Origin of the sequence: Pseudomonas sp. PB105, from assembly GCF_009764655.1 — a bacterium.
Taxonomy (GTDB): Bacteria; Pseudomonadota; Gammaproteobacteria; order Pseudomonadales; family Pseudomonadaceae; genus Aquipseudomonas; species Aquipseudomonas cyclaminis.
The window spans coordinates 194,641-220,133 of sequence record NZ_RWIO01000093.1 but is presented as its reverse complement, the minus strand read 5'-3'; the positions used below and the strand labels follow the sequence as shown (position 1 = coordinate 220,133).

General features: G+C 59.9%; 22 protein-coding genes and 2 pseudogenes. 18 read left to right on the top strand and 6 right to left on the bottom strand.

Annotated features, from left to right (window positions below; translation table 11 throughout):
* Window positions 1-14: 14 nt before the first annotated feature.
* Window positions 15-1,316: an amino-acid N-acetyltransferase gene (gene argA / locus EJD88_RS24185; protein ID WP_099585918.1), complete on the top strand. Its 1,302-nt coding sequence runs from the start codon at window positions 15-17 to the stop codon at window positions 1,314-1,316.
* A gap of 172 nt (window positions 1,317-1,488) precedes the next feature.
* Here argA and tauA read toward each other — a convergent pair.
* Window positions 1,489-1,662: pseudogene (gene tauA / locus EJD88_RS24180) on the bottom strand (taurine ABC transporter substrate-binding protein); the annotation flags it as partial.
* Between the two features lie 370 nt (window positions 1,663-2,032).
* On the opposite strand from tauA, the gene EJD88_RS24175 reads away from it, so the two are divergent.
* The 8 genes from EJD88_RS24175 to EJD88_RS24140 all read left to right on the top strand — a co-directional run bounded on the left by EJD88_RS24175 (window position 2,033) and on the right by EJD88_RS24140 (window position 9,330).
* Window positions 2,033-3,439: an OprD family porin gene (locus tag EJD88_RS24175; RefSeq protein WP_158879187.1), complete on the top strand. Its 1,407-nt coding sequence runs from the start codon at window positions 2,033-2,035 to the stop codon at window positions 3,437-3,439.
* 273 nt (window positions 3,440-3,712) lie between these two features.
* Window positions 3,713-4,351, top strand: a complete 639-nt coding sequence (locus EJD88_RS24170) for a peroxiredoxin (RefSeq protein ID WP_016978988.1) — start codon at window positions 3,713-3,715, stop codon at window positions 4,349-4,351.
* A gap of 304 nt (window positions 4,352-4,655) precedes the next feature.
* On the top strand, window positions 4,656-5,249 hold the full coding sequence (gene ssuE, locus EJD88_RS24165) for an NADPH-dependent FMN reductase (RefSeq protein WP_112192705.1): 594 nt from the start codon (window positions 4,656-4,658) through the stop codon (window positions 5,247-5,249).
* A 93-nt stretch (window positions 5,250-5,342) separates the two neighbouring features.
* Entirely contained in the window at window positions 5,343-6,311 is a 969-nt protein-coding gene (locus tag EJD88_RS24160) for a sulfonate ABC transporter substrate-binding protein (RefSeq protein WP_099585915.1), read from the top strand.
* Between the two features lie 25 nt (window positions 6,312-6,336).
* Window positions 6,337-7,485: an FMNH2-dependent alkanesulfonate monooxygenase gene (gene ssuD / locus EJD88_RS24155; RefSeq protein ID WP_099585914.1), complete on the top strand. Its 1,149-nt coding sequence runs from the start codon at window positions 6,337-6,339 to the stop codon at window positions 7,483-7,485.
* Between the two features lie 9 nt (window positions 7,486-7,494).
* Complete coding sequence (gene ssuC, locus EJD88_RS24150; protein WP_158879186.1) at window positions 7,495-8,283, top strand: aliphatic sulfonate ABC transporter permease SsuC; 789 nt, start codon at window positions 7,495-7,497, stop codon at window positions 8,281-8,283.
* Window positions 8,280-9,086, top strand: coding sequence for an aliphatic sulfonates ABC transporter ATP-binding protein (gene ssuB / locus EJD88_RS24145; protein WP_032884247.1), 807 nt, complete (start codon window positions 8,280-8,282; stop codon window positions 9,084-9,086). Before ssuC ends, ssuB begins: the two co-directional genes overlap by 4 nt.
* Window positions 9,087-9,114: 28 nt before the next feature.
* On the top strand, window positions 9,115-9,330 hold the full coding sequence (locus tag EJD88_RS24140; RefSeq protein WP_158879185.1) for a molybdopterin-binding protein: 216 nt from the start codon (window positions 9,115-9,117) through the stop codon (window positions 9,328-9,330).
* Window positions 9,331-9,443: 113 nt separating this feature from the next.
* Here the strand turns inward: EJD88_RS24140 and EJD88_RS24135 are convergent, their stop codons facing one another.
* Both EJD88_RS24135 and EJD88_RS24130 read right to left on the bottom strand, forming a co-directional pair.
* Complete coding sequence (locus tag EJD88_RS24135) at window positions 9,444-10,073, bottom strand: TetR/AcrR family transcriptional regulator (RefSeq protein WP_158879184.1); 630 nt, start codon at window positions 10,071-10,073, stop codon at window positions 9,444-9,446.
* A 222-nt stretch (window positions 10,074-10,295) separates the two neighbouring features.
* Window positions 10,296-11,672, bottom strand: coding sequence for a glutamine synthetase family protein (locus EJD88_RS24130; RefSeq protein WP_003213894.1), 1,377 nt, complete (start codon window positions 11,670-11,672; stop codon window positions 10,296-10,298).
* Window positions 11,673-11,950: 278 nt separating this feature from the next.
* Here EJD88_RS24130 and EJD88_RS24125 point away from each other — a divergent pair, with 278 nt between their 5' ends.
* The 8 genes from EJD88_RS24125 to EJD88_RS24090 all read left to right on the top strand — a co-directional run bounded on the left by EJD88_RS24125 (window position 11,951) and on the right by EJD88_RS24090 (window position 20,479).
* Window positions 11,951-12,190, top strand: a complete 240-nt coding sequence (locus EJD88_RS24125; RefSeq protein WP_099585911.1) for a hypothetical protein — start codon at window positions 11,951-11,953, stop codon at window positions 12,188-12,190.
* A gap of 79 nt (window positions 12,191-12,269) precedes the next feature.
* Window positions 12,270-13,628 carry a glutamine synthetase family protein gene (locus EJD88_RS24120; protein WP_099585910.1) on the top strand — a complete coding sequence of 453 codons (1,359 nt, stop codon included), beginning with the start codon at window positions 12,270-12,272 and terminating at the stop codon, window positions 13,626-13,628.
* 57 nt (window positions 13,629-13,685) lie between these two features.
* Complete coding sequence (locus EJD88_RS24115; protein ID WP_099585909.1) at window positions 13,686-15,050, top strand: aspartate aminotransferase family protein; 1,365 nt, start codon at window positions 13,686-13,688, stop codon at window positions 15,048-15,050.
* A gap of 83 nt (window positions 15,051-15,133) precedes the next feature.
* Window positions 15,134-16,228, top strand: a complete 1,095-nt coding sequence (locus EJD88_RS24110; protein ID WP_099586239.1) for a polyamine ABC transporter substrate-binding protein — start codon at window positions 15,134-15,136, stop codon at window positions 16,226-16,228.
* A 148-nt stretch (window positions 16,229-16,376) separates the two neighbouring features.
* On the top strand, window positions 16,377-17,471 hold the full coding sequence (locus EJD88_RS24105) for a polyamine ABC transporter substrate-binding protein (protein WP_099585908.1): 1,095 nt from the start codon (window positions 16,377-16,379) through the stop codon (window positions 17,469-17,471).
* Window positions 17,472-17,538: 67 nt separating this feature from the next.
* Window positions 17,539-18,681, top strand: coding sequence for an ABC transporter ATP-binding protein (locus EJD88_RS24100; protein WP_003195240.1), 1,143 nt, complete (start codon window positions 17,539-17,541; stop codon window positions 18,679-18,681).
* Window positions 18,678-19,598, top strand: a complete 921-nt coding sequence (locus tag EJD88_RS24095; RefSeq protein WP_099585907.1) for an ABC transporter permease subunit — start codon at window positions 18,678-18,680, stop codon at window positions 19,596-19,598. Before EJD88_RS24100 ends, EJD88_RS24095 begins: the two co-directional genes overlap by 4 nt.
* Window positions 19,595-20,479: an ABC transporter permease subunit gene (locus tag EJD88_RS24090; protein WP_099585906.1), complete on the top strand. Its 885-nt coding sequence runs from the start codon at window positions 19,595-19,597 to the stop codon at window positions 20,477-20,479. Before EJD88_RS24095 ends, EJD88_RS24090 begins: the two co-directional genes overlap by 4 nt.
* 121 nt (window positions 20,480-20,600) lie before the next feature.
* Here the strand turns inward: EJD88_RS24090 and EJD88_RS24085 are convergent.
* Window positions 20,601-21,240, bottom strand: a pseudogene (locus EJD88_RS24085) (HD domain-containing protein).
* A 241-nt stretch (window positions 21,241-21,481) separates the two neighbouring features.
* On the opposite strand from EJD88_RS24085, the gene EJD88_RS24080 reads away from it, so the two are divergent.
* A complete protein-coding gene (locus EJD88_RS24080; protein WP_158879183.1) occupies window positions 21,482-22,498 on the top strand; it encodes a GlxA family transcriptional regulator in 1,017 nt (338 codons plus the stop codon).
* Window positions 22,499-22,513: 15 nt separating this feature from the next.
* On the opposite strand, the gene EJD88_RS24075 is transcribed toward EJD88_RS24080, so the two are convergent.
* Window positions 22,514-24,868 (bottom strand): penicillin acylase family protein, encoded by a 2,355-nt coding sequence (locus EJD88_RS24075; protein ID WP_158879182.1) that lies wholly within the window; start codon window positions 24,866-24,868, stop codon window positions 22,514-22,516.
* A 27-nt stretch (window positions 24,869-24,895) separates the two neighbouring features.
* Window positions 24,896-25,471: a DUF6436 domain-containing protein gene (locus EJD88_RS24070; RefSeq protein ID WP_158879181.1), complete on the bottom strand. Its 576-nt coding sequence runs from the start codon at window positions 25,469-25,471 to the stop codon at window positions 24,896-24,898.
* Window positions 25,472-25,493: the final 22 nt, after the last annotated feature.

Here is a 25,493-nt window from a genome sequence, read left to right as displayed (position 1 = left end):
CAGGCCCAGGTGTTATGCCCGAATACGTCAATTGGCTTCGTCACGCTTCGCCCTACATCAACGCCCACCGCGACTGCACCTTTGTAGTCATGCTGCCTGGCGACGGTGTGGACCATCCCAACTTCGGCAATATCGTCCACGACCTGGTGCTGCTCCACAGCCTGGGCGTGCGGCTGGTGCTGGTTCATGGCTCGCGCCCACAAATCGAAGCGCGCCTTGAAGCACGTGGCCTGGTCCCGGCTTATCACGAAGGCATGCGCATCACCGACGCGCCGACGCTGGAGTGTGTGATTGACGCGGTCGGCCACTTGCGTATCGCTATTGAAGCGCGCTTGTCGATGGACATGGCCTCATCGCCGATGCAGGGTTCGCGCCTGCGGGTGGCCAGCGGCAACCTCGTCACGGCGCGTCCGATCGGCGTGCTCGAAGGCGTGGATTACCACCACACCGGCGAAGTGCGTCGGGTCGACCGCAAGGGCATCAACCGCTTGCTGGACGAGCGATCCATCGTGCTGCTATCGCCATTGGGTTACTCGCCCACCGGTGAGATCTTCAACCTGGCCTGCGAAGACGTCGCCACCCGCGCCGCCATCGACCTGGGTGCCGACAAACTGCTGCTGTTCGGCGCCGACCTGGGCCTGATCGATGAAAATGGCCGGTTGGTGCGCGAACTGCGTCCGCAACAAGTGCCGGCTCACCTGCAACGCCTGGGTAGCAGCAACTACCAGGCCGAGCTGCTTGACGCGGCGGCCGAGGCTTGCCGGGGCGGGGTAGGGCGCAGCCATATCGTCAGTTACGCCGAAGATGGCGCGTTGCTCACCGAGCTGTTTACCCGCGATGGCGGCGGCACCTTGGTGGCCCAGGAGCAATTCGAACTGGTGCGCGAGGCGGCGATTGAAGACGTCGGTGGTTTGCTCGACCTGATCAGCCCGCTGGAAGAACAAGGCATCCTGGTACGCCGTTCGCGGGAAGTGCTGGAGCGTGAGATCGAGCAGTTCAGCGTGGTCGAGCGCGAAGGCATGATCATCGCCTGTGCGGCGCTGTATCAGATTGCCGATTCGGATGCGGGTGAGTTGGCGTGCCTGGCGGTGAACCCGGAGTATCGCCATGGCGGGCGTGGTGATGAGTTGCTCGAACGCATTGAAACCCGTGCCCGGGCCCAAGGCTTGAAAACCTTGTTCGTCCTCACCACCCGTACCGCTCACTGGTTCCGTGAGCGTGGTTTTGTACCGAGTACCGTCGACCGGCTGCCGTCGGCGCGGGCGTCGCTGTACAACTACCAGCGTAATTCGAAGATCTTCGAAAAGGCGCTGTAAGCCTGATCTTCAACGCGCTGAGGATCCAAATGTGGGAGGGGGCTTGTCCCCGATGAGGGAGTGTCAGTCACCTAATGAGCGACTGATACACCGCCATCGGGGGCAAGCCCCCTCCCACATGTTTGAGCGCATTTATTCCTTGGTGAATTTGTCGGTCACGAAGGCCGAATATATTGATTTGCGCCGATACGATGAACGCGACAATGGGGAGATTGCGCGAGGCAGCTGCTGCCAGCGGGCTGGAACCGAGGTTGCCGATGGTCAAATCGGCGGCTTGGACAGCACAAGAAATTATTAGTGACACAAAAACTGTAACAAATTGACGGGAGGATATGCGTTTGGCCATGATGGCGTCGCCTTTTTGATCGTGGGTGACGTATGCAACAGAGCGATCACACTAATCGATCTAAAAAAGCGCTAAAAAATACCCTTTAGGAATTAGCTTATGGAGCGGCTGGTCTACCCTGACCTGTCCGAGTCATGCAAAGGCTTATTCCTGGATCGTATGAAAAAGAATGAAATAATTCTTTTTGGGTGTATGAAAAACTCATTACCCTGCAGGGACCAAATCAACTGCGATTAGACGAAGGTAGTAGACACACAAGGTTACGATTGACTTGTCAGTCACTATCCGGTGGTAATCGCGCATCTGTGGATCGAGGGCGTCAGACCCGAGACCGAAGAAATACAAAAATTAGAAATGAGAGGAGCGGTACATGAATAAGTCCACCTTGGCTTTGGCTGTAGCTTTGGGCGCGATCGCCCAGCAAGCAGGCGCTGCCGGTTTTATCGAAGACAGCAAGGCCACACTGGGGCTGCGTAACTTCTATATCAATACTGATAACCGTGACGACGCTACCAAAGCGGCCGGCGCGCAGAACAAGCAAGAAGAATGGGGTCAGGCTTTCGACCTGCGCTTCATCTCCGGTTATACCCAAGGCACCGTGGGCTTCGGTCTTGACGCCATCGGCCTGCTGGGCGTGCGTCTGGATTCGGGCGGCGGCACCAACGGCGCCAGCGCCAAGACCGCTACCAACTACGGTTCGTACGGCGGCACGGTTTTCCCGAGCAAGTCCAACGGCGAAGCCGTTGATAACTATTCCAGCCTGGGCCTGACTGCCAAAGCCAAGATCTCCCAGACAGAACTGAAGCTCGGTACCCTGCAACCTAAGCTACCGGTCATCGTGACCAACGACGGTCGCCTGCTGCCTCAGACCTTCCAAGGTGGCCAGATCACTTCTGGCGACATCAAGGACCTGACACTCGTTGCCGGTCAGATCGAAAAGGCCAAGGGTCGTAACTCCAGCAACGTTGAAAACCTGTCCATCGCAGGTGCCAACGGTCGTACCGCCAGCGGTCGCGACAGCAACAAGTTCTACTATGCCGGTGGTGACTACAAAATCACCAAAGACCTGACTGCCCAGTACTACTATGGCAATCTGGATCAGTTCTACAAACAGCACTTCCTGGGTCTGCTGCACAACTGGGCGATCGGTCCTGGCGTGTTGAAGACCGACTTGCGCTACTTCAACAGCCGTGCTGATGGTAACAACAGCAACGACGCCAACTACTTCACCACTGGTGACTACGGCACTAACGCCGCAGGCAATAACATCGTCAAAGGTAAAGTCGACAACAACTTGTACAGCGGCTTGTTCCTGTACTCGGTGGCAGGGCACACCTTCGGTGGCGGTTACCAGGTCAGCAACGGCGACAGCGACTTCCCATGGCTGAACCAGGGCGACGGTTCGTCTGCTTACCTGACCACTGACTCGCAGATCTCCAAGTTCGCCCGTGCCGGTGAGCGTACCTGGCAGGTTCGCTACGCTTACGATTTCGCCAAGGTTGGCGTACCTGGTTTGACCGCTGGTGTGGTCTACCTGCGTGGCGACGACATCGATACCCGCGGTGCCGTCGGCGCTACAAGGCCGCAACCGACTGTGAACTCCAATGGCGCGAACGAGTGGGAACGTGACATCACTGTTGCCTACGTTGTACCGGAAGGCACGTTCAAGAACGTTGGTGTGGCGTGGAAAAACGCCATGTGGCGCAACGACATTGCTGGCCAGCGTAATCAGGACGAAAACCGCCTGATCGTCAGCTACTCGCTGCCACTGTTGTAAGACTGTAAAAACCTTGCCCGGCGCAACGCCGGGCAAGGTGTCTTGCTTTCAAGTCGGGCTAAACCCCCGCAAGCCCTTCCTGAACCCCTCTTTGTGCAGCGTCTCAAGGCCTTCTCGAACCTTGGAAACGATGGTGCGCCTCGTCCCTGCGCACGTCCAATGAACCCTTTTTTAATATTCCTTTATCGTCTAGATAGATCGATATTTATTCTTTTTAAATCATCTGTAATCCATGCACAGTGGGCTCCATAAGCACTCACCAGGAGCCACACCATGAGCCTAAGACTGGGCGATATCGCCCCCGACTTCGAACAGGATTCCAGCGCCGGCAAGATTCGTTTCCACGAATGGTTGGGCGATAGCTGGGGTGTGTTGTTTTCCCATCCGGCGGACTTCACCCCGGTGTGCACCACCGAGCTGGGTTTTACCGCCAAGCTCAAGGACGAGTTCGCCCAGCGCGGCGTCAAGGCCATCGCCCTGTCGGTCGACCCGGTGGATTCGCACCACAAGTGGATCGAAGACATCAACGAAACCCAGAACACTATCGTCAACTTCCCGATCCTGGCCGACGCCGACCGCAAGGTCTCGGACCTCTACGACCTGATCCACCCGAACGCCAGTGACACCCTCACCGTGCGCTCCTTGTTCGTGATCGACCCGAACAAAAAGATTCGCCTGACCATCACATACCCGGCCAGCACCGGGCGTAACTTCCACGAAATCCTGCGGGTCATCGACTCGCTGCAGCTGACCGACAACCACAAGGTCGCCACCCCCGCCAACTGGCAGGACGGTGATGAAGTGGTGATTGTGCCGTCGCTCAAGGATGAGGAAGAGATCAAGAAGCGCTTTCCCAAGGGCTATCGCGCTGTGAAGCCGTACCTGCGGCTCACCCCGCAACCCAATCGTTGAAGCGGATATAGCCATCGGGGGCAAGCCCCCTCCCACAGTTGACCGCGTTCTCCTGTGGGAGGGGGCTTGCCCCCGATGGTGTCGGTCAATGCAACACCTTTGAAAGTGAATCACAGCAGGGGTTTTCAGGCCGTTTCGACGGCCTTTTTTTTCGCCTGGCGGTTTATAACTCGCATATGCATTTAAAGAATAAACAAATGAAAAAATAAGATTTATAGATATATAAATCTGCTGATAAGGTCTGTCACATATTGGCGCCATCGCCACACAGCGAACCGCCGGCACTAGCTCAAGGAATTCCTGCATGTTGGTCGTAACACTTGGAGGCAGTCCCAGCCAGCGTTCCCGCTCCGGGGTCTTGCTGGAAAAAACCCGTCAATGGTTGCAAGACAAAGGCGTTGAAGTGGTGAGTTACCAGATACGGGACTTCCCGGCCGAAGACTTGCTGCATGCGCGCTTCGACAGCCCCAAGGTCATCGACCTGCTGCAACAGGTGGCTAATGCGGATGGTCTGGTGATCGCCACGCCGGTGTACAAGGCGTCGTTCTCGGGTGCATTGAAAACCGTGCTCGACCTGCTGCCTGAACGCGCCCTGGCCCACAAGATCGTTTTGCCGATGGCCACCGGTGGCAGCATCGCCCATATGCTGGCCGTGGACTACGCACTCAAACCGGTGCTGTCGGCGTTGAAAGCCCAGGAATTGCTCCACGGCATTTTTGCCGAAGACAGCCAGATCGCCTACGCCGAAGGCAGCGCTCAGGCGCAACTGGTGCCTGTGCTCGAACACCGTTTGCATGAGTCGCTGGAGCAGCTCTACAGCGCCATGGCCCGTCGCCCGAAACCGCTGGACCCCCATGTGTTGAATGACCGTTTGTTGACTGCTCGCTGGAGCATCTGAGCCTTACCCCTTTAAGAAACACTCACCTTACTCAGCCGCCAACGGCCAAGCAGGTGCAGCCAAAACCCTAATCGCATATTTGGAGAGAGCGCCATGCGCACTGTCATCTTGCGTCGTGGTCTGGTCGCACTGTTTGCTGCGGCTGTGTCCTTCGGCGCCATTGTTCAAGCTCAAGCCGCCGAGACCCTGCGGATCGGTTATCAGAAGTACGGCACTCTGGTGCTGCTCAAGGCCAAGGGCACCCTGGAAAAACGCCTGGCCGCCCAAGGCGTGCAGGTGCAATGGACCGAGTTTCCGGGCGGCCCGCAATTGCTTGAGGGCCTGAACGTCGGCTCCATCGACTTCGGCGTTACCGGCGAAACCCCACCGGTGTTCGCCCAGGCGGCAGGTGCCGATCTGCTCTACGTGGCCTACGAGCCGCCAGCGCCGACCAGTGAAGCGATCCTGGTGCCGAAAGACTCGACGATCAAATCGGTGGCCGAGCTCAAGGGCAAGAAAATCGTGCTCAACAAAGGCTCCAACGTGCACTACCTGCTGGTGCGTGCACTGGAAGACGCCGGCCTCAAATACACCGACGTGCAGACGGTGTTCCTGCCGCCCGCCGATGCCCGCGCCGCATTCGAACGTGGCAGCGTAGATGCCTGGGTGATCTGGGACCCATACCAGGCTGCCGCCGAGAAACAACTGCAAGCCCGCACCCTGCGCGACGGCAGCGGCATCGCCGACAACCATCAGTTCTACCTGGCGACCAAACCCTACGCCGAGCAGCACCCTGAAGTGGTCAAGGCGCTGATTGAAGAAGTGCGTGCCGTGGGCGAATGGTCCAAGGCCAACCCACAGGAAGTGACTGAACAAGTTGCGCCCCTGCTTGGCCTGCCGGCGGACATCACCCTGACCTCGGTGAAACGCCAAGGCTACGGCGCGCTGTTTCTGACTCCTGAGGTGGTCGCCGCCCAGCAGAAAATCGCCGATACCTTCTACCAACTCAAATTGATCCCCAAGCCCTTGAGCATCAAGGACGTGATCTGGACGCCACCCGCCGCTGTGGCCAAAGCGCCGTAATTCGACTTCTTCAGGAGACAACTCCATGAGCCTCAATATTTTCTGGTTCCTGCCTACCCACGGCGACGGCCATTACCTTGGCACCGCCGAAGGCGCTCGCGCCGTCGACCACGGTTATTTGCAGCAAGTGGCCCAGGCCGCTGATCGCCTGGGCTTCGGCGGGGTGTTGATCCCCACCGGACGCTCCTGCGAAGACTCGTGGCTGGTGGCCGCCTCGCTGATCCCGGTGACCCAGCGTCTGAAATTCCTTGTTGCCCTGCGCCCCGGGATCATTTCCCCGACGGTGGCGGCGCGTCAGGCTGCGACCCTGGATCGCCTGTCCGGCGGCCGTGCGTTGTTCAACTTGGTCACCGGTGGTGATCCGGAAGAATTGGCCGGCGATGGCTTGTTTCTCACTCACGAGGAACGCTACCAGGCGTCGGTGGAATTCACCCGCATCTGGCGCCGTGTGCTGGAAGGCGAAACCGTGGATTACGACGGCGAGCACATCAGCGTCAAAGGCGCCAAATTGCTCTATCCGCCGATCCAGCAACCGCGTCCGCCGCTGTACTTCGGCGGTTCTTCCGAAGCTGCCCAGGACCTCGCCGCCGAACAGGTGGAAATGGTGCTGACCTGGGGCGAGCCCCCGGCCGCCGTCGCAGAAAAGATTGAACAGGTACGCGCCAAGGCCGCGAAACTCGGGCGCACCGTGCGCTTCGGCATTCGCCTGCATGTGATCGTGCGCGAAACCAACGATGAAGCCTGGAAAGCCGCCGACAAACTGATCTCCCATCTGGATGACGACACCATCGCCCGCGCCCAGGCTTCCCTGGCGCGCTTCGATTCGGTCGGCCAGCAACGCATGGCCGCCTTGCACGGCGGCAACCGCGACAACCTCGAAGTCAGCCCCAACCTGTGGGCCGGTGTCGGCCTGGTACGCGGTGGTGCGGGCACTGCTTTGGTGGGCGATGGCCCAACGGTTGCGGCGCGGGTCAAGGAGTACGCCGCGCTGGGCATCGACACCTTTATCTTCTCCGGCTACCCACACCTGGAAGAGTCGTATCGCGTGGCTGAACTGCTGTTTCCGCACCTGGACATCGAACGTCCCGAGCTGCCGAAAAGCGCCGGTTACGTGAGCCCGTTCGGCGAAATGGTCGCCAACGACATCCTTCCCAAAGCTGCGTCACAGAGCTGAGGCGGCGTTATGTACCTTGAAAAATTGAGCCATCGCGTAGCGCCCTGGGTGCTGCCGATTCTATTGCTGGCGGTGTGGCAGTTGTCGGTGTCGGCGGGTTGGTTGTCGACGCGCATTCTGCCGGCGCCCAGTGCGGTGATTGAAGCCGGTGTCCACTTGGTTGCCAGTGGCGAAATCTGGACGCACCTGGCCATCAGTGGCTGGCGCGCCGGCCTGGGCTTTGTGATCGGCGGCAGCATCGGCCTGGCGCTGGGGTTTATCACCGGCCTGTCAAAGTGGGGCGAACGCCTGCTGGACAGCTCGGTGCAGATGATCCGCAACGTGCCGCACCTGGCGCTGATTCCGCTGGTGATCCTGTGGTTCGGGATTGACGAGACCGCGAAGATTTTCCTGGTCGCCCTCGGCACATTGTTCCCGATCTACCTGAACACCTATCACGGCATCCGCAACGTCGATCCGGCGCTGGTGGAAATGTCGCGCAGTTACGGTTTGTCCGGTTTCAGCCTGTTCTGGCAAGTGATCCTGCCGGGCGCGCTGCCTTCGATTTTGGTGGGTGTGCGTTTTGCCCTGGGCTTTATGTGGTTGACGCTGATCGTGGCGGAAACCATCTCTGCCAGCTCGGGCATCGGCTACCTGGCAATGAACGCCCGTGAATTCCTGCAAACCGACGTGGTGGTGCTGGCCATCGTGATGTACGCGATCCTCGGCAAACTGGCCGACCTGGCGGCGCGCGGTCTGGAGCGGGTGTGGTTGCGATGGCATCCGGCGTATCAAGTGAATAAAGGAGGTGCGGCATGACGGCTCAACAACCTCCGCGCCTGCTCAAGGGGATACCCCTGGCGGTGCGCAAATTGCGCAAATCGTTCGGCGCACGGGAAGTGCTCAAAGAGATTGACCTGCACATTCCGGCGGGCCAGTTCGTGGCTGTGGTCGGCCGCAGCGGGTGCGGCAAAAGTACCTTGCTGCGCCTGCTGGCCGGCTTGGACAAAGCCAGTGGCGGCGAGCTGCTGGCCGGCTCCGCGCCGCTGAGCGAAGCGATTGAAGACACGCGGTTGATGTTCCAGGAAGCACGTTTGCTGCCGTGGAAAAAGATCATCGACAACGTGGGCCTGGGTCTCACTGGCAATTGGCGCCCCAAAGCGCTCGAAGCACTGGAAGCGGTCGGCCTGGCCGAGCGTGCCAATGAGTGGCCAGCAGCGCTGTCCGGGGGCCAGAAACAACGTGTTGCCCTGGCGCGTGCGCTGATCCATCAACCGCGCCTGCTGCTGCTCGATGAGCCATTGGGGGCGCTGGATGCCCTGACCCGCATCGAGATGCAGCAACTGATCGAAAACCTCTGGCAGAAGCACGGTTTCACCGTGTTGCTGGTGACCCATGACGTCAGTGAAGCCGTGGCGATTGCCGACCGGGTGATCCTGATCGAAGACGGCGAAATCGGCCTCGATTTGATCGTCGACCTGCCACGTCCGCGTGCCCGTGGTTCACACCGCCTGGCCGCGTTGGAAGCCGAAGTGCTCAACCGTGTGCTGTCGTTGCCCGGCACGCCGCCGGAACCCGAACCTGTTTCACCGCTGCCTACGCAATTGCGTTGGGCTCAATAACTCACTTGTCCCGCGAAGGAAAAACACCATGACTATTAAAGCCATCAACGTGCGTAACCAGTTCAAAGGCACCATCAAGGAAATCGTAATCGGCGACGTGCTGTCGGAAATCGACGTGCAGACCGCCTCCGGGATCGTCACTTCGGTGATCACCACGCGCTCGGTCAAAGAGTTGGAGCTGGTGATCGGCAGTGAAGTGATTGCGTTTGTTAAGTCGACCGAGGTGTCGATCGCCAAGTTGTGATCATTTTCAGACCGCTATCGGGGGCAAGCCCCCTCCCACATGTTGAACTGTGAACACACTCAAAATGTGGGAGGGGCTTGCCCCCGATGAGGCCAGATCACCCAATACAAGACTCAACGCTTGGGCAGGTACGCCGGCAAATACAGCCCCACGTAAGCATCAAACACACGCATTCCTTCCTCCGCCATGCGCGGCGTAATCAGCCCATGCTGATGCACCGAGCGCGCATACACGCGATCACTCAATTCCAACGCCAGCGCGAACACATCCACATCGGTGGGCAGGGTCGGCACTTCGAAGTGACGGCTGAACACCGCCAACATCAAATCCCCCAACTCCAGATCGTGCTGGCGATCTGCCTGGGTCACTTCGGTTAGTCCGTGCTGGGCCAGGATCAACTGCCGAGCGGCGGCGTCGTTGCTGTAGATGGTGAGCATGCGCTGCTCGATCACGTAGGACAGGTCGCGCCAGTGCTTGAGCGGCTCATGCTCGATAGGCGCCTCAATGGCTGCCCGGAACGCGGCGTGCACATCGGCCGTCAACGCTTGCAGCAACGCCGGTACGCTGGCGAAAAAGTGGTACACCGACGACGGCGGAATCTGTGCACGTTCGGCCACGCTGTAGATCGACAAACTGGCCACGCCTTCGGCGGCCAGCAGTGTGCGGGCGGCGTCGAGGATCGCGTCGATCCGGGCCTGGCTGCGGGCACGGGGTTTACGCGGGGTGGCGGGGCGGGTGGTCATGGAAGTCTCCTACAAGGCAGCGGGCATTGTATGAGCACAGAGGTGGGTTGTCTGCCAGACCGCCATCGGGGGCAAGCCCCCTCCCACATTTTGATCTGTGAACACACTCACAGTGTGGGAGGGGGCTTGCCCCCGATAAGGCCGACTCGGTCCCCCGGAACAAACCCATAAAAAAACGCCACAGACCAAAGGCCTGTGGCGTTTTTTCAATGCAACCGCCGCTTACACGGTATGCAGATACCAGTTGTACTCAAGGTCGGAGATGGAGTGTTCAAACTCTTCCAGCTCACTTTCCTTACAGGCGACGAAGATATCGATGTATTTAGGATCGATGTACTTGGCCATCACCTCGCTGTCGTCCAACTCGCGCAGGGCATCACGCAGGTTGTTCGGCAGGCTTTGCTCGTTCTGCTCGTAGCTGTTGCCTTCCACGGGTGCGCCAGGCTCGATCTTGTTGGTCAGACCGTGGTGCACGCCTGCCAGGACCGAAGCCATCAGCAGGTAAGGGTTGGCGTCGGCGCCGGCCACACGGTGTTCGATACGTACGGCGTCGGACGAGCCGGTCGGTACGCGAATCGCCACGGTGCGGTTGTCCAGGCCCCAGCACGGCGAGTTCGGCACGTAGAACTGTGCGCCGAAACGACGGTAGGAGTTGACGTTGGGGCACAGGAACGCCATTTGGGCGGGCAGGGTCTCCAGCACACCGCCGATCGCATGACGCAATGCGGCGTTCTGCTCGGGATCCTCGCTGGCAAAGATGTTCTTGCCGTCTTTGTCCAGGATCGAAATGTGAACGTGCAGCCCGTTGCCTGCCTGGCCTGGGTAAGGCTTGGCCATGAAGGTGGTGTCCATCTCATGGTCGTAGGCGATGTTCTTGATCAGGCGCTTGAGCAGTACCGCGTAATCGCACGCTTTGATCGGGTCGGCGACATGGTGCAGGTTCACTTCGAACTGCGCCGGGGCACTTTCCTTGACGATGGCGTCGGCCGGGATGCCTTGCTCTTTGGCACCTTCCAGAATGTCCTGGAGGCAGTCGACGTATTCGTCGAGGTCGTCGATCAGGTAGACCTGTGTCGAGTGCGGGCGTTTGCCGGAGATCGGCGAGCGGGGCGGTTGTGGGCGGCCGTTCACGTTCTCCTGGTCGATCAGGTAGAACTCAAGCTCGAAGGCAGCGCAGATGGTCAGACCGAGGTCGTCAAATTTGCTTACAACCTGGCGGAGCACTTCGCGGGGATCGGCGAAGAAAGGTTCACCTTCAAGTTCGTGCATGGTCATCAGCAGTTGCGCGGTAGGGCGCTTTTGCCAAGGCTCATTGCACAGGGTATCGGGGATTGGATAACAGATTCGGTCAGCATCACCGATGTCCAGACCCAGGCCGGTGCTTTCCACCGTCGAGCCATTGATATCCAGGGCAAATAAAGAGGCAGGCAGGTTAATGCCCTTCTCGTAAACCTTGTGGAGGCTGGTGCGTTCGATGCGCTTGCCGCGCACCACACCATTCATATCCGCAATTAGAAGGTCTACGTACAGAACCTCAGGATGATCCTTAAGGAACGCGTTCGCTTCGTTAAGCTGAACGGCACGCGGGGGTACCGACATGATGCAACACCTTTGTTGTTAAAAATATCAATCATTGATCTTTTCTGGTTTCAGTCAACCCGAACGGCATGCCGAAGTCAAGCGAGGCCTTTTTTGCCCTAAAAAAGCGCCGCGAAGCCTTTTTTGGGGCTTTTTGGGGCGGTTTTTTGCATTTGACCGGCTTGGGAATCGCAGGCTTGAGCGGGCCGTGTTGTATTTTTTACGGGGGTGTTGTGTAAAAAAATGAACAAGGCTAAGCTCGATTCAAACCCATAACAGCAATAATACCGGGGTGCTTCATGTTTCACCTGCCGCCACTCGGCGTCTATGCCTGCTTCTGCCAGGCGTTGTCCGCAGTCCGTTCGCCCCGCGTGAATGCCCCGGCACCGGCCAATATTCTTGACGGCCCGTCCGACCTTTTCTTTGCCCCCTCAACTGCCCCTGACCGGCGCCTTTTCAAGGAACCGATCAAGATTGTGCACGACTTTGGCGTGAGGAATGCAACGCTGCAGCAAATGGCAGGTAAGCTCCTACCCTGAATGAACAAACGACGCGGATGCTGCGTCAACCAACGCCTGGCCTTTAATGGATGCCAGGAAACCCAGCCCAGAGGCATTTATGAGTAACAACCTCGACCAGCTCACCGATTGGTTGAAAGACCACAAGATCACAGAAGTCGAATGCATGATTGGCGACCTCACCGGCATCACCCGGGGCAAGATCTCGCCGACCAACAAGTTCATCGCCGAAAAAGGCATGCGCCTGCCCGAGAGCGTTCTGTTGCAGACCGTGACCGGCGACTATGTCGAAGACGACATCTATTACGAATTGCTCGACCCGGCCGACATCGACATGATCTGCCGCCCCGACCAGAACGCGGTGTTCCTGGTGCCGTGGGCCATCGAGCCGACCGCCCAGGTGATCCACGACACCTACGACAAGCAAGGCAACCCGATCGAGCTGTCGCCGCGCAACGTGCTCAAGAAAGTCCTCCAGCTCTACGCCGACAAAGGCTGGCAGCCCATTGTGGCGCCGGAGATGGAGTTCTACCTGACCAAACGCTGCGAAGACCCGGACTTCCCGTTGCAACCGCCGATCGGTCGTTCCGGGCGCCCGGAGACCGGTCGCCAATCCTTCTCTATAGAAGCGGCCAACGAATTCGATCCACTGTTCGAAGACGTCTACGACTGGTGCGAACTGCAGGAGCTGGACCTCGACACCCTGATCCACGAAGACGGCACCGCGCAGATGGAAATCAACTTCCGTCACGGCGACGCGCTGTCCCTGGCCGACCAGATCCTGGTGTTCAAGCGCACCATGCGCGAAGCCGCGCTCAAGCACAACGTGGCGGCCACCTTCATGGCCAAGCCGATGACCGGCGAGCCCGGCAGCGCGATGCACCTGCACCAGAGCATCATCGACATCGCCACCGGCAAGAACGTCTTCTCCAATGAAGACGGGAGCATGAGCCAGCTGTTCCTCAACCACATTGGCGGCCTGCAGAAATTCATCCCCGAATTGCTGCCACTGTTTGCCCCTAACGTGAACTCGTTCCGCCGCTTCCTGCCCGACACCTCGGCGCCGGTCAACGTGGAATGGGGCGAAGAAAACCGCACCGTCGGCCTGCGCGTACCGGATGCCGGCCCGCAGAACCGTCGTGTGGAAAACCGCCTGCCGGGCGCCGACGCCAACCCGTACCTGGCGATTGCCGCCAGTCTGCTGTGCGGCTACATCGGCATGGTTGAAGGCCATAACCCGAGCGCGCCGGTGGTGGGTCGTGGTTACGAGCGGCGCAACCTGCGTCTGCCGTTGACCATTGAAGACGCCCTGGAACGCATGGAAAACAGCAAGACCATCGAGAAATACCTGGGTCAGAAATTCATCACAGGCTACGTCGCGGTCAAGCGGGCCGAGCATGAAAACTTCAAGCGCGTGATCAGTTCGTGGGAGCGGGAATTCCTGCTCTTCGCCGTCTGATGCGCCGGGCGCGCGGCTCGCGCCGTGCGCCCTTCACTGAAATTTCAGGAGATTGGTATGTCCAGCAACAACCCGCAAACCCGTGAATGGCAAGCCTTGAGCAACGATCACCACCTGGCGCCGTTCAGCGACTTCAAGCAATTGAAAGAGAAAGGCCCACGGATCATCACCAAAGCCCACGGCGTGTATTTGTGGGACAGCGAAGGCAACAAGATCCTCGACGGCATGGCCGGCCTGTGGTGCGTGGCGATCGGTTACGGTCGCGATGAACTGGCTGACGCCGCTGCCAAACAAATGAAAGAACTGCCGTACTACAACCTGTTCTTCCAGACCGCTCACCCGCCGGTGCTGGAGCTGGCCAAGGCCATTTCCGACATCGCGCCTGCCGGCATGAACCACGTGTTCTTCACCGGCTCCGGCTCCGAAGGCAACGACACCATGTTGCGCATGGTCCGCCACTACTGGGCGATCAAGGGCCAGCCGAACAAGAAAACCATCATCAGCCGCAAGAATGGCTACCACGGCTCAACCGTGGCTGGCGCCAGCCTTGGCGGTATGACGTATATGCACGAACAGGGCGACTTGCCGATCCCGGGCATCACCCACATCGCCCAGCCGTACTGGTTTGGCGAAGGCGGCGACATGAGCCCTGAGGAATTCGGGATCTGGGCCGCCAACCAGCTGGAAGAAAAGATCCTCGAACTGGGCGTGGACACCGTCGGTGCCTTTATTGCCGAACCGATCCAGGGTGCCGGTGGTGTGATCGTCCCGCCCGCCACCTACTGGCCGCGCATCAAGGAAATCCTCGCCAAGTACGACATCCTGTTTGTGGCCGACGAAGTGATCTGCGGGTTTGGCCGTACCGGTGAGTGGTTTGGTAGCGACTTCTACGACCTCAAGCCAGACATGATGACCATCGCCAAAGGCCTGACCTCGGGCTATATCCCTATGGGCGGCCTCATCGTGCGTGACGAAGTGGTCGAGGTGCTGAACGAAGGCGGCGATTTCAACCACGGTTTCACCTATTCCGGTCATCCGGTGGCCGCCGCAGTGGCCCTGGAAAACATCCGCATCCTGCGTGATGAAAAAATCATCGAGCAGGTCAACAGCGAAACGGCACCCTATTTGCAGCGTCGTCTGCGCGAGCTCAATGATCACCCGTTGGTGGGCGAAGTGCGCGGTGTGGGTCTGTTGGGCGCTATTGAACTGGTGCAGGACAAGGCCACTCGCAAGCGCTATGAAGGCAAGGGCGTCGGCATGATTTGCCGCAACTTCTGCTTCAACAACGGCCTGATCATGCGCGCCGTGGGCGACACCATGATCATTTCGCCGCCGCTGGTGATCAGCAAGGCCGAGATCGACGAGTTGGTGACCAAGGCGCGCAAGTGTCTGGACCTGACTTTGGCGGCATTGCAGGGCTAAGTGCTAGTCTCCGCCTGCGGCAGATAACGCAGGCTGCGGCTCAAAAGAAAAAATTGGAGCATCACCAAATGAAGGCATTAGGTTTGAAGAACGCTGGCAAGACCCTCCTCGCCTTGTCCCTGATGGGCGCAATGGCGGGCGCGGCCCAGGCAGACGATAAAGTGCTGCACGTCTACAACTGGTCCGACTACATTGCACCGGACACCATCGCCAACTTCGAAAAAGAGTCGGGCATCAAAGTGGTGTACGACGTTTTTGACAGCAACGAGACCCTGGAAGCCAAGTTGCTGGCGGGCAAGTCCGGTTACGACATCGTCGTGCCGTCGAACAACTTCCTCGCCAAGCAGATCAAGGCCGGTGTCTACCAAGAGCTGGACACATCCAAGCTGTCCAACTACAGCAACCTGAACAAGTCCCTGCTCAAAGCCGTGTCGGTCAGCGACCCGGACAACAAGCACGCCTTCCCGTACATGTGGGGTTCGATCGGCATCGGCTACAACCCGGAGAAGGTCAAGGCCGCACTGGGCGTGGACAAGATCGACTCGTGGGACGTGCTGCTCAAGCCTGAGAACATCGCCAAGCTCAAAAGCTGCGGCGTGAGCTTCCTCGATTCGCCAACCGAAATGCTGCCGATCGCGCTGCATTACCTGGGCCTGCCGACCGACAGCCAGAAGAAAGACGATCTCAAGCAAGCCGAAGCGCTGTTCCTCAAGATCCGCCCATCGATTGGCTACTTCCACTCCTCCAAGTACATCTCGGACCTCGCCAACGGCAACATCTGCGTAGCCGTGGGTTACTCGGGTGACATCCAGCAGGCCAAATCCCGCGCGGCTGAAGCCGGTGGCAAGATCAAGGTTGCCTACGACATTCCGAAAGAAGGCGCTGGCAGCTTCTTCGACATGGTCGCCATCCCTAAAGATGCCGAAAACGTCGACGCCGCTTACAAATTCATGAACTACCTGCTCAAGCCGGAAGTCATGGCTTCGATCACCGACAGCGTGCGTTTCCCGAACGGTAACGAGAAGGCCACGGCATTGGTCGACAAGGACATCACCAGCGACCCGGGCATCTACCCGCCAGCCGATGTGCAAGCCAAGCTCTACGCCATTGCTGACTTGCCAGCCGCAACCCAGCGTGAAATGACGCGCAGCTGGACCAAAATCAAGTCCGGCAAGTAAGCCTCAACACCTGTGGGAGAGGGCTTGCCCCTCTCCCACACATTAAATGACAAAAAGTTTTGCCGGATCGGTTTATCGAGGGTAAGTTGCGCGCCGGTTTTGTTGCCGGGCAACAACTTCAGGCCCAACTATTTAAGAGGACCTCCACTTGCCAATTTCTTTATTTCGCAAAGCCATGCTGGTGGGTGCAGGTATCACGCTGGCTGTCAGCGTGCAGGCCGCATCGACGGTGCATATTTATAACTGGTCGGACTACATCGGTACCGACACCCTGGCCAACTTCGAAAAGGCCACCGGCATCAAGCCCGTGTATGACGTGTTTGATTCCAACGAAACCCTGGAAGGCAAGCTGCTGGCCGGGCGTACGGGCTACGACGTGGTCGTGCCGTCCAACCACTTCCTCGGCAAGCAGATCAAGGCCGGGGCGTTCCAGAAACTCGACAAGTCGTTGCTGACGAATTACGCAAATCTTGATCCGGCGTTGCTCAAGCGTCTGGAAAAGAACGACCCAGGCAATCAGTACGCCGTGCCGTACCTGTGGGGCACCAACGGCATCGGTTACAACGTCGACAAAGTGAAGGAAGTGCTGGGCGTCGACAAGATCGACTCCTGGGCCGTGCTGTTCGAGCCGGAAAACATGAAGAAGCTGGCCACTTGCGGCGTGTCCTTCATGGATTCGGCAGATGAAATGCTGCCGGCGGTGCTCAACTACATGGGCCTGGATCCCAACAGCACCAACCCGGACGACTACAAAAAGGCCGAAGAAAAGCTGCTCAAAGTGCGGCCCTACGTGACCTACTTCCATTCCTCCAAATACATCTCCGACCTGGCCAACGGCAACATCTGCGTGGCGGCCGGTTTCTCCGGTGATGTGTTCCAGGCCAAGGCCCGTGCGGCTGAGGCTGGCAAAGGCGTGAACATCGCCTACGCAATTCCGAAAGAAGGCGGCAACCTGTGGTTTGACGTGCTGGCGATCCCCAAGGACGCCGCCAACGTCAAAGAGGCCCACGCCTACATCAACTATTTGCTGCAACCTGAGGTCATCGCCCAGGTCAGTGATTACGTCGGTTACGCCAACCCTAACCCAGGGGCGGACACACTGATGAAGCAATCGATACGCACCGACGAAGCGGTTTACCCACCGCAGGCGGTTCTCGATCGGACATTCGTCAACTTCGAGCTACCCCCGAAAGTGCAACGTTTAATGACCCGTAGCTGGACCAAGGTCAAGACGGGCAAGTAAGGCTCAACCTATCCAAGGTTCGTCCGTATTGGACGTTCTGCACTCTTTTTTTCTGGGAGTTTCGTAAATGGCAGTTGCCTCCGGCGCCTATAAGAAAGCCCTCGAAGGGGACCAGACACCGAAGAAGGTGCTGGTCAAAATCGACCGGGTCACGAAGAAGTTCGACGAGACGATTGCCGTGGACGATGTGTCCCTGGAAATCAAGAAAGGCGAGATCTTCGCCCTGCTCGGCGGTTCGGGTTCGGGCAAGTCCACCTTGCTGCGCATGCTCGCAGGTTTCGAGCGCCCGACTGAAGGGCGCATCTACCTCGACGGTGTGGACATCACCGACATGCCGCCCTACGAGCGGCCGATCAACATGATGTTCCAGTCCTACGCCCTGTTCCCACACATGACGGTGGCACAGAACATCGCTTTCGGCCTGCAACAGGACAAGATCCCCAAGGCCGAAGTCGACGCCCGCGTGGCCGAGATGCTCAAGCTGGTGCAGATGAGCCAGTACGCCAAGCGCAAGCCACACCAGTTGTCCGGTGGCCAGCGTCAGCGTGTGGCCCTGGCCCGTTCCCTGGCCAAGCGCCCCAAACTGCTGCTGCTCGATGAGCCCATGGGGGCGCTGGACAAGAAATTGCGTTCGCAGATGCAGCTTGAGCTGGTCGAAATCATCGAGCGCGTCGGCGTGACCTGCGTGATGGTGACCCACGACCAGGAAGAGGCCATGACCATGGCCGAACGCATCGCGATCATGCACCTGGGCTGGATCGCGCAGATCGGCAGCCCGATCGACATCTACGAAACGCCTACCAGCCGTCTGGTGTGCGAGTTCATCGGCAACGTCAACATTTTCGACACCCAAGTGGTGGACGACGCCGAAGGCCACGCGGTGCTCAAGTGCCCGGACCTGGACCGCGACATCTACGTGGGCTACGGCATCGCCACCTCGGTGGAAGACAAGTCGGTGACCTACGCGATTCGCCCGGAAAAACTGCTGGTGACCACCGAAATGCCGACCTGCGAGCACAACTGGTCCAGCGGCAAGGTGCACGACATCGCCTACCTGGGCGGCCACTCGGTGTTCTACGTGGAGCTGCCGAGCGGCAAGTTGGTGCAGTCCTTCGTGGCCAACGCCGAGCGCCGTGGCCAGCGGCCGACCTGGGGTGATCAGGTGTACGTGTGGTGGGAAGACGACAGCGGCGTGGTACTTCGCTCATGAACACAAAAAAGCTCAAGCGGCGCTTGAACCGCCTCGTCCCCAGTGGCAAGCAGGTGGTCATCGGGATTCCGTTCCTGTGGCTGTTCCTGTTTTTCGCCCTGCCGTTTTTTATCGTGCTGAAAATCAGTTTTGCCGAAGCCGACGTAGCGATCCCGCCGTACACCGAGATCTACACCTACGTTGAGCAGAAGCTGCAAGTGGTGCTGAACCTGGCCAACTACAGCTTGCTGGCGGGCGACGAGTTGTACATCGCCGCGTACCTGGGCTCGCTGAAGATGGCGTTTTTCAGCACGCTGCTGTGCCTGCTGATCGGCTACCCGATGGCCTACGCCATTGCCACCGCGCGCAAAGAGATGCAGACCGTGCTGGTGCTGCTGATCATGATGCCGACCTGGACTGCGATCCTGATCCGCGTGTATGCGTGGATGGGCATCCTCAGCAACAACGGGCTGCTCAATGGCTTCCTGATGTCCATGGGGCTGATCAACGAGCCGCTGCAGATCCTCAACACCAACATCGCGGTGTATATCGGCGTGGTCTATTCGTACCTGCCGTTCATGATCCTGCCGCTTTACGCGAACCTGGTGAAGCATGACCAGAGCCTGCTGGAGGCCGCGTCGGACCTGGGTTCGAGCACCTTCAACAGCTTCTGGAAAATCACCGTGCCGCTGTCCAAGAACGGCATCATCGCGGGCTGCATGCTGGTGTTTATCCCGGTGGTGGGCGAGTTCGTGATTCCGGAACTGCTGGGCGGCCCGGAAACCCTGATGATCGGTAAAGTGTTGTGGCAAGAATTCTTCAACAACCGTGACTGGCCGGTGGCGTCTGCCCTGGCGGTAGTGATGCTGGCGATCCTGATCGTGCCGATCATTCTGTTTAACCGCAGCCAAGCCAAAGAATTGGAGGGCAAGATATGAAGCGCGTCAGTTTCTCAAGCTTCATGCTGGTGGCGGGGTTGCTGTTCATCTACCTGCCAATGCTGATCCTGGTGATCTACTCGTTCAACGAATCCAAGCTGGTGACGGTGTGGGGCGGTTGGTCGATCAAGTGGTACGTGGGCCTGCTGGACAACACCCAGTTGATGGGGTCGGTGGCCCGCTCCCTGGAAATCGCCTGCTACACGGCGGTTGCCGCGGTGGCGTTGGGTACGTTGGCGGCGTTTGTGCTGACGCGCATCAGCCAGTTCAAGGGCCGTACGCTGTTCGGTGGCCTGGTGACGGCGCCTCTGGTGATGCCGGAAGTGATCACGGGTCTGTCGCTGTTGCTGCTGTTCGTGGCCATGGCGCAGATGATCGGTTGGCCCCAGGAACGTGGCATCGTCACCATCTGGATCGCCCACACCACGTTCTGTGCGGCGTATGTGGCGGTGGTGGTGTCGGCGCGCTTGCGTGAGCTGGACCTGTCGATCGAAGAAGCAGCCATGGACCTCGGCGCGCGGCCGTGGAAGGTGTTCTTCCTGATCACCATCCCGATGATCGCGCCGTCGCTGGCGGCGGGCGGCATGATGTCGTTTGCGCTGTCGCTGGATGACCTGGTACTGGCCAGCTTCGTGTCGGGCCCGGGCTCTACGACCTTGCCGATGGAAGTGTTCTCGGCCGTGCGTCTTGGGGTTAAACCCGAGATCAACGCCGTGGCCAGCCTGATCTTACTGGCGGTGTCGCTGGTGACCTTCCTGGTGTGGTTCTTCAGCCGTCGCGCCGAAGAACACCGCAAGAAAGCCATTCAGCAAGCCATCGAAGAAGCGGCAGCAGATGGCTGGAAACAGCCGGACAAGCGCCGGGCGCCTGCACCGGTCTAAAGCCTGGTGTAATACAAAATGTGGGAGGGGGCTTGCCCCCGATAGCGGTGTATCAGTCAACAGATGCAGTGACTGGCAGTCAGCAATCGGGGGCAAGCCCCCTCCCACAGTTGATTGCATTTCAAGCCCAAGGCGACGTGCGAATCACCTCCACAAAATTCATCGGCTTGAACCCCGGCTCCTGATCCACCAGCACATCGGTCTTCACGTTGCCAAACGTGGTCTGCGGGCGATGGCGCAAGCCGTCGGCAAAGGCGCAGATGATGCACTCCTTGAACCCTTCACCCCGTGGATGCGCATGCACCACGGCTTCGCGCTGCACGCTGGTAAACGCGGCGTAATCCATGCCCAGCACGTCCATCTCCACACCGGCCGTCACCAGCGCCACGGTAGGGCGCAGATGTTGCGGCACACCTGGCGTGGTGTGCAGGGCAATGGACAGCCACACCTGTTCGATATCGTCATCGCTCAGCCCATAAGGCTTTTAGAAAGGCGGCGGCCGCATTGGCACCGTCCACTTCGAAACGCTCGTTATCGCTGCGATGACCTTCCACTAGCCCGAGGTCGTGGAACATCGCGCCGACGTAAAGTAGCTCCGGGTTGTAGGTCAACTGCTTGCGCTCACCGCTCAACGCGCCGAACAGAAACACCCGGCGCGAGTGGTGGTAGAGCAGGTCGGATTCGATGTCGCGGATATACTCGGTAGTGGCCTTGGCCAGGGCGCTGTCGGGGATCTTGATGCCGGCGATGGAAGTGGTCATGGTGGCTCTCCTCTGGAAAGCATCCAGTCTGGTCGCGCGCCCACGAAGCGGCCAGGGTGACGAGGGTGCGATCCCGGCCAATCTGGCGCGACATCGTGCCAAGGGTGTACGCGATCAGATGTGGGAGCTGGCTTGCCTGCGATAGCATCACCTCGGTATACCTGATGGACCGAGTCGTCTGCATCGCAGGCAAGCCAGCCCCCACAGCGTTTTGCGTCAGCCCGAGATATAAGGTTTGCCCATGCACAAAACCGTCGCCATCCTGATCTTCCCCGGCGTCCAGTCCCTGGACGTGACCGGCCCCATGGACGTGTTCTGCGAGGCCAACCGTTTCCTCGCGCCCGACGACCATTACCAACTGGAAGTGATCGGTGTCGGCCACGGCACGATGGCAGCCTCCAATGGCCTGTCACTTCAGGCCCACAGGCATTTCAGCGAAGCCCTGCAAGCCTATGACCTGCTGCTGGTTGCCGGCGGCCCGCAGTTGCCGTTCGAGGATTTCGGGCCGCCGTTCAGTGAGTGGCTACGCGGCGCTACCGCCCGTGCGCAGCGCTTCGGCTCAATCTGCAACGGCGCTTTCATGCTGGCCCGTGCCGGTCTGCTGGACGGCAAAACCGTCACCACCCATTGGGGCGACGCCGCTGACCTGGCGCGCCTGTGCCCCTCGGCCCAGGTCGAAGCCGACCGCCTTTACGTACAGGACGGCAATCTCTACACCTCCGCCGGGGTCACGGCGGGCATCGACTTGTCGTTGTACCTGCTGTCCCAGGACCACGGCCCTGAGGTGGCCTTGAGCGTGGCCAAGCGCCTGGTGGTGTTCACCCAGCGCTCAGGCGGGCAGTCGCAGTTCAGCCCGTTTCTTACGCCCCATGCCGAAACCACCTCGGCCGTAGCGTTGGTGCAGCTGTATGTATTGGCGAATTTGACCGGGGATCTGACCATCGCCGACCTGGCCAAGGCCGCGCATATGAGCGCGCGCAATTTCTCTCGGGTGTTTGCCCGTGAAGCGCAGGTTACGCCGGCGGAGTTTGTCGAGCGGGCGCGGGTGGATGCGGCGCGGGTGCTGCTTGAAAGTACTCACGCACCGCTGAAAACCGTGGCTTACCAATGCGGTTTTCGCGATGCCCAGCACATGCGCAGTGTGTTCAACCGCCGGTTGGGGGTGACGCCGCAACAGTTCAGGCTCAACTTTGCGGCGCCATCGCCATCGCTATCGGGGCGGTGCGACGACTCGACAAGCCCCCTCCCACAGTTTTGATCGTGTTTGCGGCTGCTATCGGGCGGGCAGCAGTTTCAGGGTGCCACGGGTGTTGGCGGTGACTTCTTCATCACTGAAGTGCGCCTGCTCGTAGCCGCCTTCGATATATGTCTGCGCCTGGTCGCTGTAGTGGCGGTCAAACGGCACGCCGCTTTGCCCGACCGGGTTGATCGTCAAGGCGTGGGCCACATCGGCAAAGTCGATCAGGCGGCGGGTCGAGGGGCCGTAGGTCACCGGCCACGGCGCCGGGCCGATGGCGGCCGACTGGTTGTTCGGCACTTCGTGGCTGCCGGGCGCCGGGAAGGGGCCGACGTTGACGATCAGGTCCAGCGGTTTCTGCGAGCCCAGCGGATGGCCGTGGGTCAGGGTATGCGCCTTGCCCCACTGCCATTGCGTTGGGTCATCGCCGAAGGTGGCTTTCAGGTGCACGAGGCTGTTATCCCACGCGAGCTTGACGGTGTCGGCGCGCTTGCCGTCCCACCAAGGCGAGGTTGGGTCAGCGGCCAGGCGTGGCAAGGCGGCGTCGACGACCCGTGTGGTGAGCAGGGTCTTGAACATGGCGTCGCCGAGTTTTGGGCGAAAGGTCGCGTCGGCGAGGTTGTAGAGAAGTTGGTTGAATAGCGTGGCGCTGGTGGAGTCGAGCGGGTAGTCACCTTTCCAACTGGCCAGTTGTTCCACCAGCTTCAACTGTGCCGGGTCCTTGACCACCTCACGCAGCACCGGCAACAGCGGCGCCAGCAAGCGCGGGCCAAAGGCAGTGGTGGTGCCCAATTGCAGGGCCTGGCTGTTGTTCACATCCCACTTCACGCTCTTGTCGCTCAACTGCGCGTTCAACTGTTGGCCACGGTCGGCGAGGTTGTAATAGCCGGGGATCTCCATGCCGGTGGGCGATGCCGGCTGGGCATTGGCCGACACCACATAACCGCGAGCCGGGTTTTCTTCCTGGGGGTTGGCGCTGAACGGATAGAAGCCCAACTTGTCGGCCTGGGCGGTGCTGCCGTCGAGGATGAACCCAGGGTTGACGCCAGCCGGACGGATCGGCAACTGCGCCGCTGCCCACCAGCCGATATCGCCCTTGGCATTGGCCCACACGATATTCAGCCCCGGTGCCGACACCTTGGCCGCCGCCGCGCGGGCCTTGGCCAGGGTGTCGGCGCGGTTGAGCTGGTAAAAGCCGTCGAGGATCGGGTTCTGGGTATCGAGGAAGGCCCACCACAGGGCGATGGGCGTCTTGCCGGCGGTCTCGCCAAGCACGTCATTGATAATCGGCCCGTGGGGCGACTGGCGCAGGGTGAGGGTGACCGGCGCCTGGCCTTTCACCGCGATCTGTTGTTCGCTGCTGGTCATGTCGACCCATTGGCCGTGGTACCAGACCTGGTTGGGATTGTCCGGGTTGATCTTCTCGGCGACCAGGTCGACGTCGTCGTTCTGGAACATGGTCAGGCTCCAGCCAAAATCCAGGTTGTGCCCCAGGAACGCCACCGGCACCAGCGCGTTGTGATAGCCATACAGCTCAAAGCCCGGCGCGGACAGGTGCGCCTCATACCACACCGATGGCACCGAGAAGCGGATATGCGGGTCACCTGCCAGCAACGGCTTGCCGCTCTTGGTGCGGCTGCCGCTGATGGCCCAGGCGTTGCTGCCTTCGAACTGCGGCAGGCCGTTGTCGGCCAGGGCCTGCTCGCTCAAGGACGCGATGGCGCCGAGTGTTTGCCAATCGCTGGCGGCCAGGTTGAGCGCGCCTTTGGGTTGCCAGTCGAGGTCGAAGACTTTCAGGTATTCGCCGCCCAATTGGTCGCGGACGTAGGTCAGCAAGGGTTCGGTACGAAATGCGGCGGCAAAGCTGTAGGCCATATACCCGGCGACGCTGATGGTATCTTCGGCGGTGAACCGGCGCTTGGGGATCCCCAGCACGTCGAACTCCATCGGGCTGGCGTGGCTGTCCTGATACTGATTGATCCCGTCCAGATAGGCTTGTAGGGCCTTCCACGAGGCAGACTCGTGATCCATCTGTTCCACGTAGCTCAAGGCTCGCTCACGGATGCGCAGGCTGCGAAACAGTTTGTCGGTCTCCAGCAGCTTGGGGCCCAGCACCTCGGCCAGTTCGCCACGGGACAGGCGCCGCATGATCTCCATCTGGAACAACCGGTCCTGGGCGTGCACATAGCCGAGGGCGCGATACAGGTCGGTCTCGTTCTCGGCACGGATATGCGGCACGCCACGGTCGTCGTAGCGCACCGTGACCGTGCCTTGCAGGTCGGTCAGCGTGACCGTGCCCTGGCGGGTGGGCTGCTTGCTGTACACATACCAGCCGCCGCCGAGGGCGATCAGCACTATCAGAACCGCGAGAACCCGCAAGACGCGCTTCATGGACTTTCCTTACCGGGAGTGGAGTGACTAACGATCTTCAGGCCACGAACAATAGCAGCCCACTGCCAGGGTGTGAGTGGCACTCACTTCACGGCCTGCTTGGAGTGCCTTCAGGATCGGTTCGATAAAACTGTTGCTGGCGTTGCACGTCAGGCCTTCACTGTACGGCCCGAAATACGCGAGCTTTCCTGTGCGATCCCAGATGCCCACGGCTGGGCTGGCCGGTACCTGGTCGGCGCCGGGCAGGGCGGTGAGGATTTTCATGTTGCGCAGGTTGTCGGGCAACCGGCCGTGGCTGCCGGGTTTTTGCAGGGCGTAGAACTCGACGCCCTGGGGCGCGTAGTGCTCGATCAACTCGCCCAGGTGCTGCTGGTTGCCAACGTTGCACGGGCAGGCCGGGTCCCAGAAGTGCACCAGGCGGATCGGACCTGGGCCACTCAGTTCGGCAGGCAGGCGCAGTGCATCGCCGGAAAACACCGCGGTGTGTTCGCTGAAGGCGCGCAGGTAGCGGCCCTGGAACCAGTCATACGCGGCCCACAGCACGCCCGCGCAGATGATCAGGATCAGGCTGGCAAACAGGGTGGTGCGGTAGGGTTGTCGCATTCAGATCAATCCTCGAAGGTCG

Coding starts and splice junctions, on each gene's coding strand:
- argA (WP_099585918.1), top strand. CDS start 15: ATGCCCGAATACGTCAATTGGCTTCGTCACGCTTCGCCCTACATCAAC.
- EJD88_RS24175 (WP_158879187.1), top strand. CDS start 2,033: ATGAATAAGTCCACCTTGGCTTTGGCTGTAGCTTTGGGCGCGATCGCC.
- EJD88_RS24170 (WP_016978988.1), top strand. CDS start 3,713: ATGAGCCTAAGACTGGGCGATATCGCCCCCGACTTCGAACAGGATTCC.
- ssuE (WP_112192705.1), top strand. CDS start 4,656: ATGTTGGTCGTAACACTTGGAGGCAGTCCCAGCCAGCGTTCCCGCTCC.
- EJD88_RS24160 (WP_099585915.1), top strand. CDS start 5,343: ATGCGCACTGTCATCTTGCGTCGTGGTCTGGTCGCACTGTTTGCTGCG.
- ssuD (WP_099585914.1), top strand. CDS start 6,337: ATGAGCCTCAATATTTTCTGGTTCCTGCCTACCCACGGCGACGGCCAT.
- ssuC (WP_158879186.1), top strand. CDS start 7,495: ATGTACCTTGAAAAATTGAGCCATCGCGTAGCGCCCTGGGTGCTGCCG.
- ssuB (WP_032884247.1), top strand. CDS start 8,280: ATGACGGCTCAACAACCTCCGCGCCTGCTCAAGGGGATACCCCTGGCG.
- EJD88_RS24140 (WP_158879185.1), top strand. CDS start 9,115: ATGACTATTAAAGCCATCAACGTGCGTAACCAGTTCAAAGGCACCATC.
- EJD88_RS24135 (WP_158879184.1), bottom strand. CDS start 10,073: ATGACCACCCGCCCCGCCACCCCGCGTAAACCCCGTGCCCGCAGCCAG.
- EJD88_RS24130 (WP_003213894.1), bottom strand. CDS start 11,672: ATGTCGGTACCCCCGCGTGCCGTTCAGCTTAACGAAGCGAACGCGTTC.
- EJD88_RS24125 (WP_099585911.1), top strand. CDS start 11,951: ATGTTTCACCTGCCGCCACTCGGCGTCTATGCCTGCTTCTGCCAGGCG.
- EJD88_RS24120 (WP_099585910.1), top strand. CDS start 12,270: ATGAGTAACAACCTCGACCAGCTCACCGATTGGTTGAAAGACCACAAG.
- EJD88_RS24115 (WP_099585909.1), top strand. CDS start 13,686: ATGTCCAGCAACAACCCGCAAACCCGTGAATGGCAAGCCTTGAGCAAC.
- EJD88_RS24100 (WP_003195240.1), top strand. CDS start 17,539: ATGGCAGTTGCCTCCGGCGCCTATAAGAAAGCCCTCGAAGGGGACCAG.
- EJD88_RS24095 (WP_099585907.1), top strand. CDS start 18,678: ATGAACACAAAAAAGCTCAAGCGGCGCTTGAACCGCCTCGTCCCCAGT.
- EJD88_RS24090 (WP_099585906.1), top strand. CDS start 19,595: ATGAAGCGCGTCAGTTTCTCAAGCTTCATGCTGGTGGCGGGGTTGCTG.
- EJD88_RS24080 (WP_158879183.1), top strand. CDS start 21,482: ATGCACAAAACCGTCGCCATCCTGATCTTCCCCGGCGTCCAGTCCCTG.
- EJD88_RS24075 (WP_158879182.1), bottom strand. CDS start 24,868: ATGAAGCGCGTCTTGCGGGTTCTCGCGGTTCTGATAGTGCTGATCGCC.
- EJD88_RS24070 (WP_158879181.1), bottom strand. CDS start 25,471: ATGCGACAACCCTACCGCACCACCCTGTTTGCCAGCCTGATCCTGATC.